This is a genomic window from Aliiroseovarius sp. S253 (assembly GCF_049800855.1).
Classification (GTDB): domain Bacteria; phylum Pseudomonadota; class Alphaproteobacteria; order Rhodobacterales; family Rhodobacteraceae; genus Aliiroseovarius.
The window spans coordinates 176,708-192,512 of sequence record NZ_JBNAFW010000002.1; the positions used below are offsets into that span (position 1 = coordinate 176,708).

The following is a 15,805-nucleotide window of genomic DNA, read 5'->3' on the forward strand; positions in this document are numbered from 1 at the left end:
AGTTCCTTAAGCCCTCTCGAACCCGCGTGCGATTTCCCAATCGGTCACGACGCGTTCGAATTCTTCGATTTCGACTTCGGCGGCGCGGGTATAGTGGTCGACCACGTCGTCCCCCATCGCGGCCCGCAGCATCTTTGACCCATGCAGCGCATCACGCGCAGCGGACAGATTACCCGGGATCATGCCGGTTTCCCCCTGATAGACATCGCCCGTGGTCGGGGCTTGAAGCTCCAACCCTTCTTCAATGCCAGCAATACCTGCCGCCAGCATTCCGGCTATGGCCAGATAGGGGTTCATGTCCGATCCAGGGATACGGCATTCCACGCGCACCGCTTTGGTGCCTTCTCCGCACAGACGGAACCCCGCCGTGCGGTTGTCCACCGACCAGATGATCCGCGTGGGCGCAAAGGTGCCCTTCATAAAGCGCTTATACGAGTTGATATAGGGCGCCATGAAATAGGTGTAATCCGGCGCGTATTTCAAAAGCCCCGCCATATAGGATTTCATCAGATCCGACATGCCCAGCGCATCATCAGGGTCAAAGAACGCATTCGCACCGTCTTTCCAAAGCGACTGATGCACATGGCTGGACGATCCCACCTTGTCGTGATGCCACTTGGGAAGGAAGGTCGCGGCATGGCCTTGCTGCCACGCGATTTCCTTCACCGCGTGTTTGGCGATCGAGTGGAACTCGGCATTGTCCATCGCGGGGGCATATTTGATGTTCAGTTCTTCCTGACCGGTTTCGGCTTCGCCCTTTGAATTTTCAATTGGCAGCCCGGCGTTCCACAGATGATTGCGGATCGGCCGCATCACGTGTTCTTCCTTGGTGGTCTGAAGGATGTGGTAATCTTCGTTGTAGCCACTGATCGGGGTCAGATCGCGGAATCCGCCTTTGCTAATCTCGTCAAAGCTTTTCTCGAACAGGAAGAATTCCAGTTCGGTCGCGGTCATCGCGTCAAAGCCCAGTTCAGCCAGACGCGCCACCTGACGTTTCAGGATCGCACGCGGGGAGTGCGGAACATCCGCATGGGTATGGTGATCCAGAACATCGCACATCACCATCACCGTGCCTTCAAGCCACGGCACCGGGCGCAGGGTCGACAGGTCGGGCTTCATGACATAATCGCCATACCCACTTTCCCACGAGGTCGAGGCATAGCCTTCCGGCGTGCCCATCTCGAGATCAGTGGCCAGCAAGTAATTACAGCAATGGGTTTCTTCATAGGCTCCGGCCACGAAATGGCCCGCATGGAACCGTTTGCCCATCAGGCGCCCCTGCATGTCGACCAGACATACCAGAACGGTATCAACGCTGCCTTCGGCAAATTGGGCTTTCAGATCGTCGAGTGTCATAACTGCCTCTTTCAAGAAAAGCGGGGGCGGCAGGTGCCGCCCCACGCGGTATCATTAACCGTAGCGGTAAGGCCGTCCAGCCTTCTGCATGTCGGCGTTATACTTGCGGAAGATCTCGACCACTTTTGCTTTGGTCGGGCTTTCTGCAGCGATCTCGTCCCAGAAGGCGACGGCGGCTTCTTCGACCTGTGCCCATTCCTCGTCCGGGATGGTAGTCAGCTTCATCTTGTCGCCGTTGACGCGCAGGCTGGCCTCACCGCCCCAATACCACCACTGGCGATAATAGTGCGACTGATCACAGCAGACGCGGAACAAGGTTTGCAGATCCTCCGGCAGTTCGTTCCAACGATCCAAGTTGGTGAAGAACGACCCGGCCCATGCGCCCGAGATGTTGTTGGTCAGGAAATAGTCGGTCACATCGGCCCACCCAACGGTGTAGTCTTCCGTGATGCCTGACCAAGCAACGCCATCCAGCTCGCCGGTTTGAACGGCGACCTCGATGTCTTCCCAAGGCAGTGTCACCGGGACCACGCCGAACTGCGACAGGAAGCGACCTGCGGTCGGGAAGGTGAAGACGCGCTTGCCTTTCAGGTCTGCAAGCGAGTTGATCGGATCCTTGGTGGCAAAGTGGCATGGGTCCCACGATCCGGCGCTGACGTGCTTGATGCCAACGGCCGAGTATTCCTCGTCCCAGATCTCGTTCAGGCCGTACTGGTTGAACAGCACCGGCACATCCAGAGAATAGCGCGAAGCGAAGGGGAAGTAGCCGCCAAAGACCGTCACATCCGTAGGCGACGCCATCGAGTCATCATCCGACTGGACCGCATCAATCGTGCCCTTCTGCATGGCGCGGAACAGCTCGCCCGTCGGGACCAGCTGATCGGCATAGAACAGTTCGATCTGCATGCGGTCACCAGCGATCTTGTTGAACATCTCGATCGCCGGATCGATCACGTGAGCAGCAAGCGCTGGACCCGCATAGGTCTGCATGCGCCACTTGATCGTGCTTTGCGCAAGCGCGGGTGTCGCCAAAGGAGCCGCGGCCATGCCGACCCCGGCGGTGGTTAAAAACTTACGTCTTGTCGTCATCTTCTCTCTCCTAGTTGGTTGTTTTTATTATCGTTATTTTCCGTACACATAATTGGGCAGCCAAAGAGCGATTTGGGGGAAGGTCATGATGATTGCCAAGGCAATGACCATGATAAGGACGAATGGCACGATCGAACGGTAAATGTCCCCCAGCCCAATTTCTGGCGGTGCCATGGCCCTCATAAGAAACAGGTTATAGCCAAAGGGCGGCGTCATATACGCGATCTGGGTGGTGATCGTGTAGAGCACCCCATACCAGATCAGGTCGAAGCCCAGCACTTTGACCAAAGGCACGTAAAGCGGCGCCACGATGACCAGCATCGCGGTATCGTCCAGAAACGTGCCCATGATGATAAAGCTTAGCTGCATCAGGATCAAAATGACCCACGGATTCAGCCCAAGCTGTTCGGTAAACAGGTTGTCGATGGCCTTGACCGCGCCCAGCCCGTCAAAGACAGCACCGAAGCCAAGCGCTGCCAAAATGATCCACATGAACATGCAGGAAATCAGCAGCGTCTGCTTGGTGCAGGTCTCGAATATGTGCCACGTCATGCGGCGCTTGGCGACCGAGGCGAACAGAGCGGTCAGCGCCCCAATGGCCGAGCTTTCCACCAGCGAAGTCCAGCCGTTCACGAAGGGAACCATCATCGCAGCGAAGATTGCCAATGGCAGGATGCCTGCGCCCAGCAGGCGGATCTTCTCGGCGCGCGAAACCTGATGCGCGTCCTCCATCGCGGGGCCAAGATGCGGTTGGATTTTGCAGCGCAGCCAGATGTAAATGATGAACAGCGACGCCATCATCAGGCCGGGCAACACACCCGCCAGCCATAGCTGCCCAACGGGTTGGCGCGCGATCATGGCGTACAGCACCAAGACGACCGAGGGCGGCACTAGGATCCCCAGACTGGACCCCGCCTGAATCACCCCCGTGACCATGATCTTGTCATAACCCCGGCGCAGCAATTCCGGCAGCGCGATGGTGGCCCCAATGGCCATGCCCGCAACGCTGAGGCCATTCATGGCGGACACCAAGACCATCAGGCCGATCGTGCCGATGGCGAGGCCTCCGTTCACGGGGCCCATCCAGACGTGGAACATGCGGTACAGGTCGTCTGCCAGACGGCTCTCGCTTAGGACATATCCCATGAAGATGAACATCGGCAGGGTTAGAAGCGGATACCATTTCATCAGCTTCATTGCGGCCGAGAACGGAATGTCCTGTCCGCCGACGCCCCAGAGGGCAAGCGCAGCAATAGCACCCACAGCCCCGATCGCGCCAAACACCCGCTGTCCAGTGAACAGCATCAGCATCATCGATGCGAACATGAAAATGGCGATATATTCTTGGCTCATACGCGTTTCACACCAATCTCGTTGCCGCGGATGCGGGCGATGTCTTTGAACAGTTCGGAAATGGCCTGAAGCAGCATCAGGAAGAAGCCGATGACCATGATGGATTTGATGGGCCAAGCGTAAGGACGCCACGCAGTCGAGGATCGCTCAAGTCGCCCAACCTCCTCGGCCCCCGTGATCAGCCCCCAGAAATAGGAAAATGGCGCGTCGCCCCAATAGCCCAGCGAATAGGCCGTCGATCCCACACCGCCCCAGATCAGAACGCTCAGATAGATCAACAGGAAGAAGACTGTGAACGCATCGAACCAAGCTTTCTTGCGGTCGTTCCAATTGTGGTAAAACAGGTCCATCCGAACATTCGACCCCATCTGGAGCGAGTACGGCCCACCCATGATGTAGTATGTCACCATCGCGAACTGGGCCATTTCGAGCGTCCAAAGTGATGGCACGAAAAACGTCTTCGAGATCGAGGACCACAACAGGATCCCCATCATCACAAATAGCCCCCACATCATCACCCGTCCGATGCGATAGTTCACGGCGTCAACAACGCGCACATATCCTCTCATGAACGCAGTCACATGTTGTTCCTTTCGCTCATAGCGGCCTCGGCCGTGGTGACCCAATGCGCCAGCACTTGGGCAATGTTCGCTTGCTGAGCGGTGGACTCGATCAAGTCATTTCGGATCTCGATCATCACATTCGGAAGTCCATACGGAACCGCATGTCGGTTCAAGGTGTGCGCCACACCATCCGCGGCGGAATAGGGTTCGTTCAATTGGACGTTCATATCCAGATCAGCGGGGATAGACTGCATCATGGCCTGCGCCAGACGGTCGTCGTCTCCGTGTAAGATACCGATCTGCACCGCCCGCATCTGATCGCGAAAGATTGGGGTGAAGCTGTGAACCGTGACCATCATTCTGAGATGCGCACGATGAACTCCGATTTGCTCTGTCAGCATGCTTGAAAACGGGCGATAGACTTGGGCAATCCGCGCATCTCGCGCGGCGTCGCTGAGAGCCGTATTTCCGGGTATCTCAAACACTTCGCTACGCTCGGGGATTGCGTCCGGCGCGTCTGGAGGGCGGTTACAATCATAAACCAGCCGCGAGATCCCGCCATGTACCAGCACGGCACCTAACTGCTGTGACAGCCCTTGAGCGACGGGCAATGCTCCGGGATCCCAAGCGATGTGACGGGTCAGGGTCTCGTCTTTTAAACCAAGCCCATCAAGATGTGCAGGCACCCGGTTCGAGGCGTGCTCACACACCACGATCACCGAGGGCGCATCGCCCATCTGGTCCACATGCACCGCTGGACCGAAAGCAGGTTTCAAAGACTGCGATTCCATCTGGAAAAAGTTCCACAGCTTCATTCGCTGTGTCAATATTTTTCCGTAGTGATTTTACCACCCTTGATTTTCATGTCAGTTTTTTGACAGAATGACTAAATTCACAGCAAAGGATGTTGCCACGTGCGCGTAACCGATCAGCTTTTACAACACCGTGAGGATATGACCCCATCCGAGCGTCAGCTTTTGAACGTGCTTCTGGACGACTATCCCTTATCCGGGCTTGGCAGCATCACCGAACTGGCCGCGAACGCGTCGGTGTCCACCACCACGGTCGCGCGGCTATTGCAGAAAACCGGGTTCAAAGGCTATCCGCAGTTCCAGGCCGCCCTGCGGCGAGAGTTGAAAGAGATGATCTCGGACCCCGTTGCAAAGCGTGACGTGTGGAAGACCGATCTGCCGGAAGAGCACATGCTGAACCGGTATTCACGACAAGCGCTTGAAAACCAGCGGCGCAGTCTGGACGAGGTTGACCCAGACGAGTTCGACGGTTTGTGCAAGCTGCTATGTGATCCCAGCCGCCGCATCTTCATTGCCGGGGGCCGCATCACCGGCACGCTAGCGCAGTACTTCTATTTACACCTCCAGATGATCCGGCCAGACGTGCGGCTTCTGCCTTTCTCGGCATCGTGGACGCACGAGCTTTTGGACATTCGTAAGGGTGACGTTCTGATCGCTCTGGATGTACGCCGCTATGAGAACACAACGCTGGTGATCGGACAGCTCTGCCATGAACGCGAGGCTGAGATTGTGCTGTTCACTGACCAATGGCGCTCGCCCATTCACCGACTGGCACGCCACACCTTCAGCGCGCGTATCGCTGTCCCATCCGCGTGGGATTCAATGGCTGCGATTCTGGTCTTGCTGGAATGCGCCGTGGCCGAGGTTCAGGAACGCCTTTGGGATGATGTGAAAGCCAGAACAGATGCGTTGGAAGAGGCGTTTGATCGCACCAAATTGTTTCGCAAATTTGGACAAAGCAGTAGTTCAAACTAGAACTTTACGACTTTCGGATACAGCGCAACCAACCAAGCGCAGCTCTATTTCCTGCGTGCCACCACCTGCCCCAATTTTGAGAAGCACCCGCTTTGTGATAGAGTGACGGCAATAGCCTTCTAAATTTAATTGCAAATTCCGATTTGGGCCGCGGGTGCGCATGTCCGAAATTGATGCCAAAATAGTAAAGAAAAATGGGGTCCGTGCAGATTGGGTTGATCTGAGGGATCAGACCTATGTGCCGAACTTGGCCATCCTCAAGCACGCCTTGTCGATTGACCCTCAGTTGCTGACCGCACCTGACAATGCAGGTTTGCGGCATCCGATTTTCACAGTTCGACATCAAGGGACATCTGGGCGGTGTGTCGGGTTTGCGCTTGCCAACTTGATCGACATTCAGCGCCACCTGCAACGGGCCGAACGGGGTGAGCAACCACAGGGCGGCGCGACAAATGGGAAGGACATCACCAGCGCGGACATGCTGTATCGCATGGCATACTTCCATGACCGCTATCCAACGCTCGAGGCGATGAAGGTCGACGAGCGCGAAGGGGTTTTGACCCTGCGCTCGGCCATCAAGGGATTTTACCACCACGGAGCCTGTCTGGACTGGCCCTTTGCCACTCTCCCGCCTGATGACACAAGATGGCAAAGCAAGTGCTATCTGAATGACGGGCCGGACGCGGCGCGGCGTTTCACCAGCGTGGCGCAAGCACGGCACGCGCGCGACATTGGTTTGGGCGCGTATTTCCGGCTCGCTTCGGTTCTGAACCATTTTCATGCCGCCTTGAATGACGCGCAGGCCGTTTTGGTCAGCGCGAATATCCATGACGGCTGGCTTCAAGCCACGCAAGGCAACAGCGGTGTGATTGGATGGCCTCCTGAACAGGGCAAGTTGGGAACCCATGCCTTTGTGCTGACCGGCTATGACGAACACGGCTTTCATGTGTTGAACTCGTGGGGTCCTGAATGGGGCGGCTATCAGGGACAGGCCGGAATCGGGTTGTGGAGCTATGACGATTGGGCGCGCAACGTCATAGACGGCTGGGTGCTGCGTTTGGGCGTCCCTGCTCCTGCTGCATTCGGAGCCTCGGTTGGCGAGAAAGGCACAAAAGGTGTGATTGGCAAGATCCGGTCAGGCTCGACCCCCTGTTTTGAATTGGTCGGGCATTACATGCATCTTGACGATGGCTATCATGTTTCGACCGGGTCTTACCCGTCGTTCAAGGATGGCTGGTCCCGCACCCAAGCCCACCTTGCCCCCAAGCTCGACCCCAAGGCCGCGCCGGACGATCCCAATAAATATCGCGGACTACTGGTTTGGATCCCCGGCAGTCTGGAGGGCATCAAACCTGCCTTTTCTGCTGCCGCCGCGCGCAAGAATGCGATCAAGGCGATGGGGCTGTATCCCTATACGGTTTTCTGGTGCAACAGCTTTGTCGAGAAGTCGCTGGAGGTTCTGGAGACCCTTTTTGACAGCTGCACAGAGCAAGCCGGAGAAACCGCCGAACATCTGGACGAGCTGATCGAAAACCGCGTACGCGGTGTTGGGCGCGCCTTCTGGCGGGATATCGAGATGAGCGCCATGCGCGCGCTGAAAGGCACCGGCGAGCTGCCGTTCGAACGTCATCTTGACCGCAGCTATTCCGATACCGGCGTGGTCGGGGATTTCCTGCACAGCCTCCTCGATCTGAAAGAACAGACCGGCTGCGAGTTGCATATCGTGGCCGAGGGCGCGGGCGTGCTAATGGTGCACGAGATGCTGTCGCTGCTGAAGCCCGACATGCCGCCCCCGTTTTCCCGCCCCGGCGTGGATTTCCGCGAGACATGGTTCGACACAATGCATCTGGTACATCCGGCCATCGGCCTGCCCCGCGCACAAAACGTCCTGCTGCCCCGGATAACGCAGATGAACGGAACGCTGGATGCAGCACGCCACAGCAAAAGCCGGGCGCGTGGTCCAGTCGTTAAACCGGTCCTGCGTGCCGCCGACGACGTGCCCGCGCGCATTTACATCCCGACAGAGGAACTGGAAGACCGCGTCTGCTTCGGCGCCTATGGCAAATCCGTTTTGCATCTGGTCTCGAACGCGTTCGAAGATCGCTATCCCCTGCCGCGCGGCACGGATACGCCGGATGCTGGCGCATATCTGAAAGCGCGGCCCTTTCTGGGCATGGCCAGCCTTGTAGAAAACGACGCGGCGGTCGCCAGCGGCGCGATCTTTCGCCTGAACCGCATCCTCAACCAAAAACACGATCTTGAGCGCATTCAGCAGAGCGACCTGAATGCCGACCCAACCATCACCAACAGTATTTTCGAGTGCATCAGAGGAATCAGAAACACGTGACCTGACAAAGGAGAAGACCGATGGCCAAAATCTCAGTCGAACAGCTTATGTCCCAAATGGCGGATCCCAACGTCGCGGAAGAGGACTTGGCCAAATACTTCATCTTGGATGAAGAGAACTCTGGGGCGTTCAACCCGATGTTTGAACTGAACCCGAAAACGGTCGAGATTCCGGAAGGCCCAGATGCAAGGGCGCGCACTGCGGCAGCCATGAATTTTTTCAACTGGGCTTCGCGTACAAAACGGCAAGGCAAATTCAAGGAAAAGATCGGTGCCGGATATACGGGGCCGATTATCGTGTCTGAAGGGGACAGCTGGTTCCAATACCCGGTGCGGTTACACGACACCATTGATTATTTGATGAAGCCCTACGCAGTGTTTTCGCTGGGGGCTGCCGGTGATCTTTTGAAAAGAATGGCGGACAAGCAAGAGTACCTGAAAGCCTTAGAAGAACAGAAAGGCGAGATCCTTCTGTTGTCCGGCGGCGGTAATGATCTGGTCGCGGGTGGGGCACTTGCCTCGCATCTTGAAAAATTCGACCCGGCGCTCAAACCCGCTGACTATCTTCTGCCGTCCTTCCAAACTTTGTTGGACGATGCGATCCACAACTATGGGCGCATGTTCCGGGACGTACAGCAGGAATTCCCGCATGTCAGCATTCTGTGCCACGGCTATGATTATCCGATCCCGGATGGGGGCCGCTGGCTGGGTGCGCCCATGGAAGAGCAAGAGATCCTCGATAAGAAGCTACAGCGTGCCATTGCGGTCGAGATGATGGACGCCTTCAATCGTCGTTTACGGCGGCTGGCACGGTCTGTGCCGAACGCAACCTATATCGACTGCCGTGGCCTGATCAAAGACAAGCACTGGCATGACGAGCTTCACCCCGACAACACGGGCTATGCCGAGGTTGCAAAGAAGTTCCAGAAAGAGATCAAAAGGATCGAAGCTGATCGTATCAGCCCCGCCCCGATCGTTAGCGGGCCGTTTGGTTTGGCCAGCGATCTCGAGGCGGATATTCATCCAACGCCCGTCATCGCGGGTGGCACACCCAAGGGAATGTCCCTGCATGTGGGGCTGAACACGGTGGACCCGGCCCATTACAACGGTTGGGACGGTAAGCTAGCGGCCTGCGAGGCCGACGCATTGGATATGGAAGCCTTGGCCGAGGCCGAGGGGTTCACTCCCACGCGGCTTCTGACCGCCGACGCCACGCGGCAAAACGTGGTCGATGAAATCGAACGTGCAGCGGCCGGACTGAAAGCAGGCGACATGTTCCTGTTCACCGTCTCGGGCCACGGAGGGCGGGTACCTGACTTCAATCAGGACGAAGACCACGACGGCGACGAAAAGATGGACGAGACCCTTTGTCTTTTCGATTTTCAAATCGCCGATGACGAACTTTACATGCTTTGGACCAAGTTCAGCGCGGGCGTGCGTGTACTGGTCGTGCCGGACACCTGCCATTCAGGGTCGATGATCCGGTTTAGCCCCGGCGCGCCAACGACCCTGTTTGGGCGTCCGATGTCACCAAACCCGAATGTACGGGCGATGCCCCTGTATATCGAAGAGCGTGTGTGGCGCGCGAATGAAGCGGCGTATCGCGAGGCGTCGAAGTCTTATAGCGCGCTCAAAGAAAGCGTGATGACCTCGCCATTGTCCAGCCCGATCCAAGCCTCGGTCCTGAACCTTGGGGCTTGCAAGGACACACAGTATGCGATGGACGGTCCCCGGAACGGTGCCTTCACCGGCGCGCTTTTGGAGGTCTGGGCAGATGGTGCGTTCAAAGGGGACTATCGTTCCTTCCGCACCGCAATTGACGCCAAGATCAACAGCGACAGCCAAACACCGCAACTGTTCGAAACTCTGCTGAAAGAGCCGAACTTCGTCACAGATCGGCCCTTTACGCTGCTGCCGACACGCGGCGGGCGCACCACTTCAGTTGGTGGTCACATCCACGCCAGCGCCGAGGATGAAGAAGGCGATGAGAACGACCAAATTCCAGACGACGAAGTCCGCGCGATCCTTGACGCCAAAGCGCGCGGCGCTGGGTTTCGCGACACAACTGCCGCTCTAAACTGGCCGGACTATGCAAAGTTCGACGCCTTCATCCGTTCGCTGGGTCTGAGGAATTTTTCGACCGACGAGTTTCTTGTTCTGGGTGGCGGACACAGTACCCCCGGCGGGGCATGTCAGGGCAAGAACCGCTACCCTCCGCGCAATCTGTGGAACAACATTGCCAAGACCGCGCAGGTCATTGACCATCTGCGTGACCGGCTGGGCAAACCGATTGCGATCACCAACGCCTACCGTGCGCCTGCGTATAACAAATGTATTGGCGGTGCGACCTCCAGCCAGCATATGGCGTTCCGGGCGCTGGACTTCAAAGTATCGGGAATGGACGCACCCAAAGTCGCAACTGCCCTGCGTTGGCTTCGCGACAAAGAAGGTTTCTTTACAGGGGGTGTTGGTCGCTACAACAGCTTCACCCATATAGACACACGCGGCAACAACGCCACGTGGCCGCATGCGTTCCGGGATAGTGCGCTGCCAAGTAAATCGCCACTTCTGCCGCACAAACCGGGAGCCCCCTCCAAGCCTCCCAAACCCGAGAAACCTCAGACATCTCGGATACCGGATCGTATTCCAGATCGGATACCGGACAAGATCCCCGAGTTGGCGGACCGGATTGCGACGCTGATTTCTACCATTCTCGCCAAGACACGGTCCGCGCCGGGAGACTTCGCGCCGTCAGCTTTCGCCGAACCCACCACACGATCAGCGGGCCAGTTTGATCCGGATACGACCAGCGCAACCGCACAGCAGGCGCTTCAGTCGGCGGTAAATGCATCGAGCGTGATCTCGTTTGTCGAGAACCTGACCCCGCAGCAGAAAGAGGACGTGCTGCTGTCTACCCTATTCGCCCAGCGCGCAGCCGATGCGGCGTTTGATCCTGTAAAGGAACGCGAGGCATGGTTCGTGAAATACATGGAGTTGCTCAGCGTTCTGGGATGGAGCCGCGAGGCAGCGCCCGTCGAGGCCAGCCAGAAAATGAAAGGCAATGGCAGCTTTGATCAGGTCATTCTGGCCACGCTGGCGCAGGTCGCAACGGGAAACCAGTTTCGCATCGTGCAAAGCGCAATCGACGCGCTTCGCGGGCTGACGCAGGACGATGGCAAGATCAAGCTCTTCGACTTTGAGACCTCATCCTCGACCGGAGGCAATTTCCAGATCGGCAGCGCCGAGGCCGCAGGCAGTGTCATCAGCTTGGCTTTGGGTGCGTTCAACTTCACCTTCAAGGATCGCAAGCAAAATGTGCTGTTCGTGACTTGGGGCAAGAACGAGTTGGAGTATTGGCTGTCTGCCCAGAAGCTGACACTCAGCCCCGATATCTATGCAGATATTCGCGACATCGTACGCGACAAGCTGGCGGATTCGCGCCAGTCGCTAATCGCCGACATTGATCTGGGTTGATGGGGAATTTGACGATGCGCGCGACGGACATAGCCAAGCTGCAAATTGATCCGCGATACCTGCTGATCATGCTTCTGCCAGTGGGTGTTCTGATCATGGCCGAGTATCTGCTTGGCACGTTTGGGGACACGTCGGTTCATCTTGAGGGGTTGGAGCTCAAAGACCAATCCCAGCTGATCGAACTCAGCGCGCGCTATCGTTTTTTGGCAGCGGTTTTTTTCTTCGGTGGGGCGACAATCTCGGTCACGGCGATCTTCGTGTTCGAGCTTTACTCGCGCCACACAAGGCGGTCGATCCTAACCACGTTGGTGGGCATTTTGGTGGTGATCGCCGTATCGCTCAGCTTCTCGACGTTCGAGCCGGACTGGATGCCCGCAGGGTTCGAGAGCCAAGCCCTTTTGGGGGATAACCTGTATCATGCGTTGATGATCCCCGCCCAGTTGCCGGGCTGTGACGCCGAAGGCAGCCTGCCGAATGGGTGCGACCAGCAAGGTGCCTATTTCGCGATGGAGTACCTTTTGGATCGGGTCAATATCCTGACGTCTCTGTCGGCGGGGGCCGTCATTGCCGGAATGGTGCTGGCCCTGTCCAGACCGGCAAGCGTCGGCTTGTCAGCACATCCCGACCTTGAAGCGGAAGCACGCATTCTGAAATCCGCGCAGGAGGCCACGCAACGCTATCTCTATTGCTCGGGCATTTTGCTGACGACTGGAATGGTATTGATGCTGTCGTGGATGTCTTGGCCAGGTGACGCGATCCTGAATGACGACATGCGCAAAGCTCATGCCGAACTGGTCAGTTCTTTGTCGATCTATCGCGGCGTGACCTATTCGGTGCTGATCTTGTCGTATTATCTGCCAGTCAGCCTGTTCCTGAAAGTGCGTATTGATGCCTTCCATGATGCGGTTGACGCTGCCGGCCAACACGAACTGGCAGAAGACGTCGCTGGCTTCGACATCCAACGCATCGCAACCTTGGACGCGCTGAAAGCGATCATTGCCATCGTGTCCCCGATTTTGACCGGAGCGATTGGATCGTTCGGAAATCTGGCGGGGTTTGGAGGCTAACGAAAGCAAATCTGACCCTCTGAAATCCAGCACCGCCACATGGTAAATTGCACCGTCGTCAACTTTGACTTGTGCTTACCTCACGTCGCAATTTTTCTTCTAGATTTTTGGATCCAAAATACACTAGGCTGGATTCACCACTCGCGGACAGCCGGCCTTCTTTCGAAAAGTCGTCGATGAAACAGGACATTTCAATCAATGGAGAGCTCACCCCTTTGATCCAGCATCACTTGGTGGTCAAAGGACCGATTGGCACATGTGCCAACACGAGCAATATATCAATCCATAAACGAGAATGCGCTGTGCCACCCACCCCTTCGGCACGGCAAAATAGTTTCAAAGATGCACCAGTGATGGAAGGTGTTGAGCGCACCTTAAATGCGTGTCTGCGCGTCGAAGGTGACTTCGATGCTCTTAACCCAGCACCGGCCGCCGCCCATGCGTTTTTTGCGCAGAACATGGGCGCGGCCGGGCTGGCGGAGTTTCGAGATAAAGCGCCAATCTGCCACCTTCTAGTTAATACCCATAGTCTGGAATGAACTGTCATGGACATTGTCGATAGCCACACGGGTGGCGAACCCACGCGCGTCATCTTGAACGGCGGCCCTGATCTAGGTTCCGGCCCCTTGGCCCAGCGCGCCCAGACGCTGGCAGATGACCACGAAGATTTCTATCTGTCCGTTATGCTGGAACCACGCGGCCAGCCCGCCATGGTTGGCGCGCTGCTGGTCGAGCCGGTGGACCCCACGTGCGTCACCGGTGTGATTTACTTCGACGCGGGCGCGGTGATTGGCATGTGCGGACATGGCACGATCGGGCTGGCCGTGACGCTGTATCACCTTGGGCGGATCGGACTGGGCACCCATCGGATCGAAACGCCTGTTGGCGTGGTCGAGGTACTGCTGTCCGACCCCAACACCGTCACCGTTACCAATATCGAAAGCCGCCGCGTGCACGCAGGTGTAACTGTCGATGTACCGGGGCTTGGGAAAGTGACCGGGGACGTCGCCTATGGCGGAAACTGGTTCTTCATCCTTGATCCCTCGCCCCTACCAGTCGATCCCGGCAACATCCGCGCCTTGACCGATGCGGCCATCGCCATCCGTGACACGGCCAACGCGCAGGGCATCGGCGGCGGAGGGGGCGAGCCGATTGATCACGTGATCTTCCAAGACGCCTCGCCCAATCCAGACATGCACAGCCGCAACTTCGTGCTCTGCCCGGATGATGCCTATGACCGCTCGCCTTGCGGGACGGGAAGCTCGGCCCGCTTGGCCTGTCTGATCGCAGACGGTCGGCTGGCATTCGGTGAAGAGATCACGCAAGAAAGCGTCATTGGTAGCCCCTATCGTCTGTCCTGTACGCCGGGACCGAACGGGGGCGTCATCCCCTCGATCACGGGCCAAGCTTTTATCATGGCGGAAGGTCGATTGATCTTTGACGCCGCCGATCCTTTCAGGAATGGTATCCGCACCTGACCCACGTTTCACACAAGGTCCAAGATGTCTGACGAAATCACAATCATCGGTGCCGGGATCATCGGCGTCAGCATCGGGCTAGAGCTTGCCCGCCGCGGCCAGAAGGTGCGCGTTCTGGACCGCAAGGGCGTCGCGGGTGAGACCTCGGCCGGGAATGCGGGTGCTTTTGCGTTTCAGGAAATCGAGCCGCTGGCCAAACCCGGCATCATGAAGCAAGCCCCTAAATGGCTGTTGGACCCCTTGGGGCCACTGTCGGTCCCGCCAGCCTATGCAGTACAGATCGCGCCGTGGATGATACGGTTATGGCGGGCCAGTTGGCGCGATCGCTACGAAGGCTCGATGAAAGCACAGGCCGAATTGATGCACGTGGCGAAGGCTGCGTTTGAACGTCAGGTGGCACATATCAGACGCGACGATCTGATCCAGCGCAAAGGCCAAATGGCACTGTATGAGGGCGAGAAAGCCTATCGCAGCACCCTGCCCGCATGGGCTTTGAAGAAAGAACACGGCTTTGACGCCATCCACCTGACCAGCCCCGAGGCAATTGCCGAATACCAGCCGGGTCTGCACCCCCGTTTTACCCACGGGGCATTTACCCCCAATTGGTTCAACACCGTGGACCCGAAACTGTGGACCGAAACTGTGGCGCAGGCGCTGCGCGACGCGGGGGGCGAGATCCAGATCACGTCGGTCAAGAATATCCTACCCACGGAAACCGGCGTGCGGATCGACACGGATGAAGGGCCGATTGAAACCCAGAAGCTGATCGTAGCAGCCGGGGCGTGGTCGCATCATCTGGCACGTCTACTGGGCGACAAGATCCCGCTTGAGACCGAGCGTGGATATAACACCACCCTACCCCCAGGCGCGTTTGACCTGCGCACCCATCTGACCTTCAGCCAGCACGGCTTCGTGGCCTCGGTGATCAATGGCGGCGTGCGGATTGGTGGCGCGGTTGAGCTGGGCGGGTTGAAGCTGCCTCCGAATTTCAAACGTGCGGATGTCCTGCTGAAGAAAGCAAAGGCGTTCATGCCTGGCCTGAACACTGACGGCGGCACGCAATGGATGGGATACCGCCCGTCCCTGCCCGACACCCTGCCGGTGATCGGTGCCTCACCCAAGGATCCACGGGTGCTCTATGCCTTCGGTCACGGCCATCTGGGTCTGACGCAATCGGCTGGCACGGCCGAGCTGATCGCGGCCCTCGTCTTTGGTGAAACGCCGGGGCTGGGACTGGACGCGTTCGCACCGACGCGGTTCTGAACAGCAATCGTTACAGAACGCTCACGTCA

12 protein-coding genes are annotated in these 15,805 nt (G+C 57.7%); 7 read left to right on the top strand and 5 right to left on the bottom strand.

Translation table 11 applies throughout. From position 1 onward, the window contains the following. Window positions 1–6: 6 nt before the first annotated feature. Genes ACP15F_RS12350 through ACP15F_RS12370 form a run of 5 tightly spaced genes read right to left on the bottom strand, consistent with a single transcriptional unit; the run spans window position 7 to window position 5,188 of the window. Window positions 7–1,356: a glutamine synthetase family protein gene (locus ACP15F_RS12350; RefSeq protein WP_424941133.1), complete on the bottom strand. Its 1,350-nt coding sequence runs from the start codon at window positions 1,354–1,356 to the stop codon at window positions 7–9. Between the two features lie 54 nt (window positions 1,357–1,410). Beyond that, the gene (locus ACP15F_RS12355; RefSeq protein WP_424941134.1) at window positions 1,411–2,445 is read right to left on the bottom strand and encodes a TRAP transporter substrate-binding protein; all 1,035 of its coding nucleotides are present in this window, start codon (window positions 2,443–2,445) and stop codon (window positions 1,411–1,413) included. 33 nt (window positions 2,446–2,478) lie between these two features. Beyond that, a complete protein-coding gene (locus tag ACP15F_RS12360; RefSeq protein WP_424941135.1) occupies window positions 2,479–3,798 on the bottom strand; it encodes a TRAP transporter large permease in 1,320 nt (439 codons plus the stop codon). After that, window positions 3,795–4,367, bottom strand: coding sequence for a TRAP transporter small permease subunit (locus ACP15F_RS12365; RefSeq protein WP_424941629.1), 573 nt, complete (start codon window positions 4,365–4,367; stop codon window positions 3,795–3,797). The genes ACP15F_RS12360 and ACP15F_RS12365 overlap by 4 nt, the downstream gene beginning before the upstream one ends. A gap of 8 nt (window positions 4,368–4,375) precedes the next feature. Further along, window positions 4,376–5,188, bottom strand: coding sequence for an N-formylglutamate amidohydrolase (locus ACP15F_RS12370; RefSeq protein WP_424941136.1), 813 nt, complete (start codon window positions 5,186–5,188; stop codon window positions 4,376–4,378). A gap of 87 nt (window positions 5,189–5,275) precedes the next feature. Here ACP15F_RS12370 and ACP15F_RS12375 point away from each other — a divergent pair, with 87 nt between their 5' ends. The 7 genes from ACP15F_RS12375 (at window position 5,276) to ACP15F_RS12405 (ending at window position 15,776) form a co-directional block, all read left to right on the top strand. Continuing rightward, window positions 5,276–6,148: a MurR/RpiR family transcriptional regulator gene (locus tag ACP15F_RS12375; protein WP_424941137.1), complete on the top strand. Its 873-nt coding sequence runs from the start codon at window positions 5,276–5,278 to the stop codon at window positions 6,146–6,148. 160 nt (window positions 6,149–6,308) lie between these two features. Continuing rightward, window positions 6,309–8,495 carry a hypothetical protein gene (locus tag ACP15F_RS12380; protein ID WP_424941138.1) on the top strand — a complete coding sequence of 729 codons (2,187 nt, stop codon included), beginning with the start codon at window positions 6,309–6,311 and terminating at the stop codon, window positions 8,493–8,495. Window positions 8,496–8,515: 20 nt separating this feature from the next. After that, window positions 8,516–11,968, top strand: a complete 3,453-nt coding sequence (locus tag ACP15F_RS12385; RefSeq protein ID WP_424941139.1) for a D-Ala-D-Ala carboxypeptidase family metallohydrolase — start codon at window positions 8,516–8,518, stop codon at window positions 11,966–11,968. A 14-nt stretch (window positions 11,969–11,982) separates the two neighbouring features. Next, window positions 11,983–13,035, top strand: a complete 1,053-nt coding sequence (locus tag ACP15F_RS12390) for a hypothetical protein (RefSeq protein ID WP_424941140.1) — start codon at window positions 11,983–11,985, stop codon at window positions 13,033–13,035. A 176-nt stretch (window positions 13,036–13,211) separates the two neighbouring features. Beyond that, window positions 13,212–13,574, top strand: a complete 363-nt coding sequence (locus ACP15F_RS12395; RefSeq protein ID WP_424941141.1) for a hypothetical protein — start codon at window positions 13,212–13,214, stop codon at window positions 13,572–13,574. Between the two features lie 6 nt (window positions 13,575–13,580). Next, window positions 13,581–14,513 (top strand): proline racemase family protein, encoded by a 933-nt coding sequence (locus ACP15F_RS12400; RefSeq protein ID WP_424941142.1) that lies wholly within the window; start codon window positions 13,581–13,583, stop codon window positions 14,511–14,513. Between the two features lie 24 nt (window positions 14,514–14,537). Continuing rightward, window positions 14,538–15,776, top strand: coding sequence for an NAD(P)/FAD-dependent oxidoreductase (locus tag ACP15F_RS12405; protein WP_424941143.1), 1,239 nt, complete (start codon window positions 14,538–14,540; stop codon window positions 15,774–15,776). Window positions 15,777–15,805 lie beyond the last annotated feature (29 nt).

Coding starts and splice junctions, on each gene's coding strand:
- ACP15F_RS12350 (WP_424941133.1), bottom strand. CDS start 1,356: ATGACACTCGACGATCTGAAAGCCCAATTTGCCGAAGGCAGCGTTGAT.
- ACP15F_RS12355 (WP_424941134.1), bottom strand. CDS start 2,445: ATGACGACAAGACGTAAGTTTTTAACCACCGCCGGGGTCGGCATGGCC.
- ACP15F_RS12360 (WP_424941135.1), bottom strand. CDS start 3,798: ATGAGCCAAGAATATATCGCCATTTTCATGTTCGCATCGATGATGCTG.
- ACP15F_RS12365 (WP_424941629.1), bottom strand. CDS start 4,367: ATGAGAGGATATGTGCGCGTTGTTGACGCCGTGAACTATCGCATCGGA.
- ACP15F_RS12380 (WP_424941138.1), top strand. CDS start 6,309: ATGTCCGAAATTGATGCCAAAATAGTAAAGAAAAATGGGGTCCGTGCA.
- ACP15F_RS12385 (WP_424941139.1), top strand. CDS start 8,516: ATGGCCAAAATCTCAGTCGAACAGCTTATGTCCCAAATGGCGGATCCC.
- ACP15F_RS12390 (WP_424941140.1), top strand. CDS start 11,983: ATGCGCGCGACGGACATAGCCAAGCTGCAAATTGATCCGCGATACCTG.
- ACP15F_RS12395 (WP_424941141.1), top strand. CDS start 13,212: ATGAAACAGGACATTTCAATCAATGGAGAGCTCACCCCTTTGATCCAG.
- ACP15F_RS12400 (WP_424941142.1), top strand. CDS start 13,581: ATGGACATTGTCGATAGCCACACGGGTGGCGAACCCACGCGCGTCATC.
- ACP15F_RS12405 (WP_424941143.1), top strand. CDS start 14,538: ATGTCTGACGAAATCACAATCATCGGTGCCGGGATCATCGGCGTCAGC.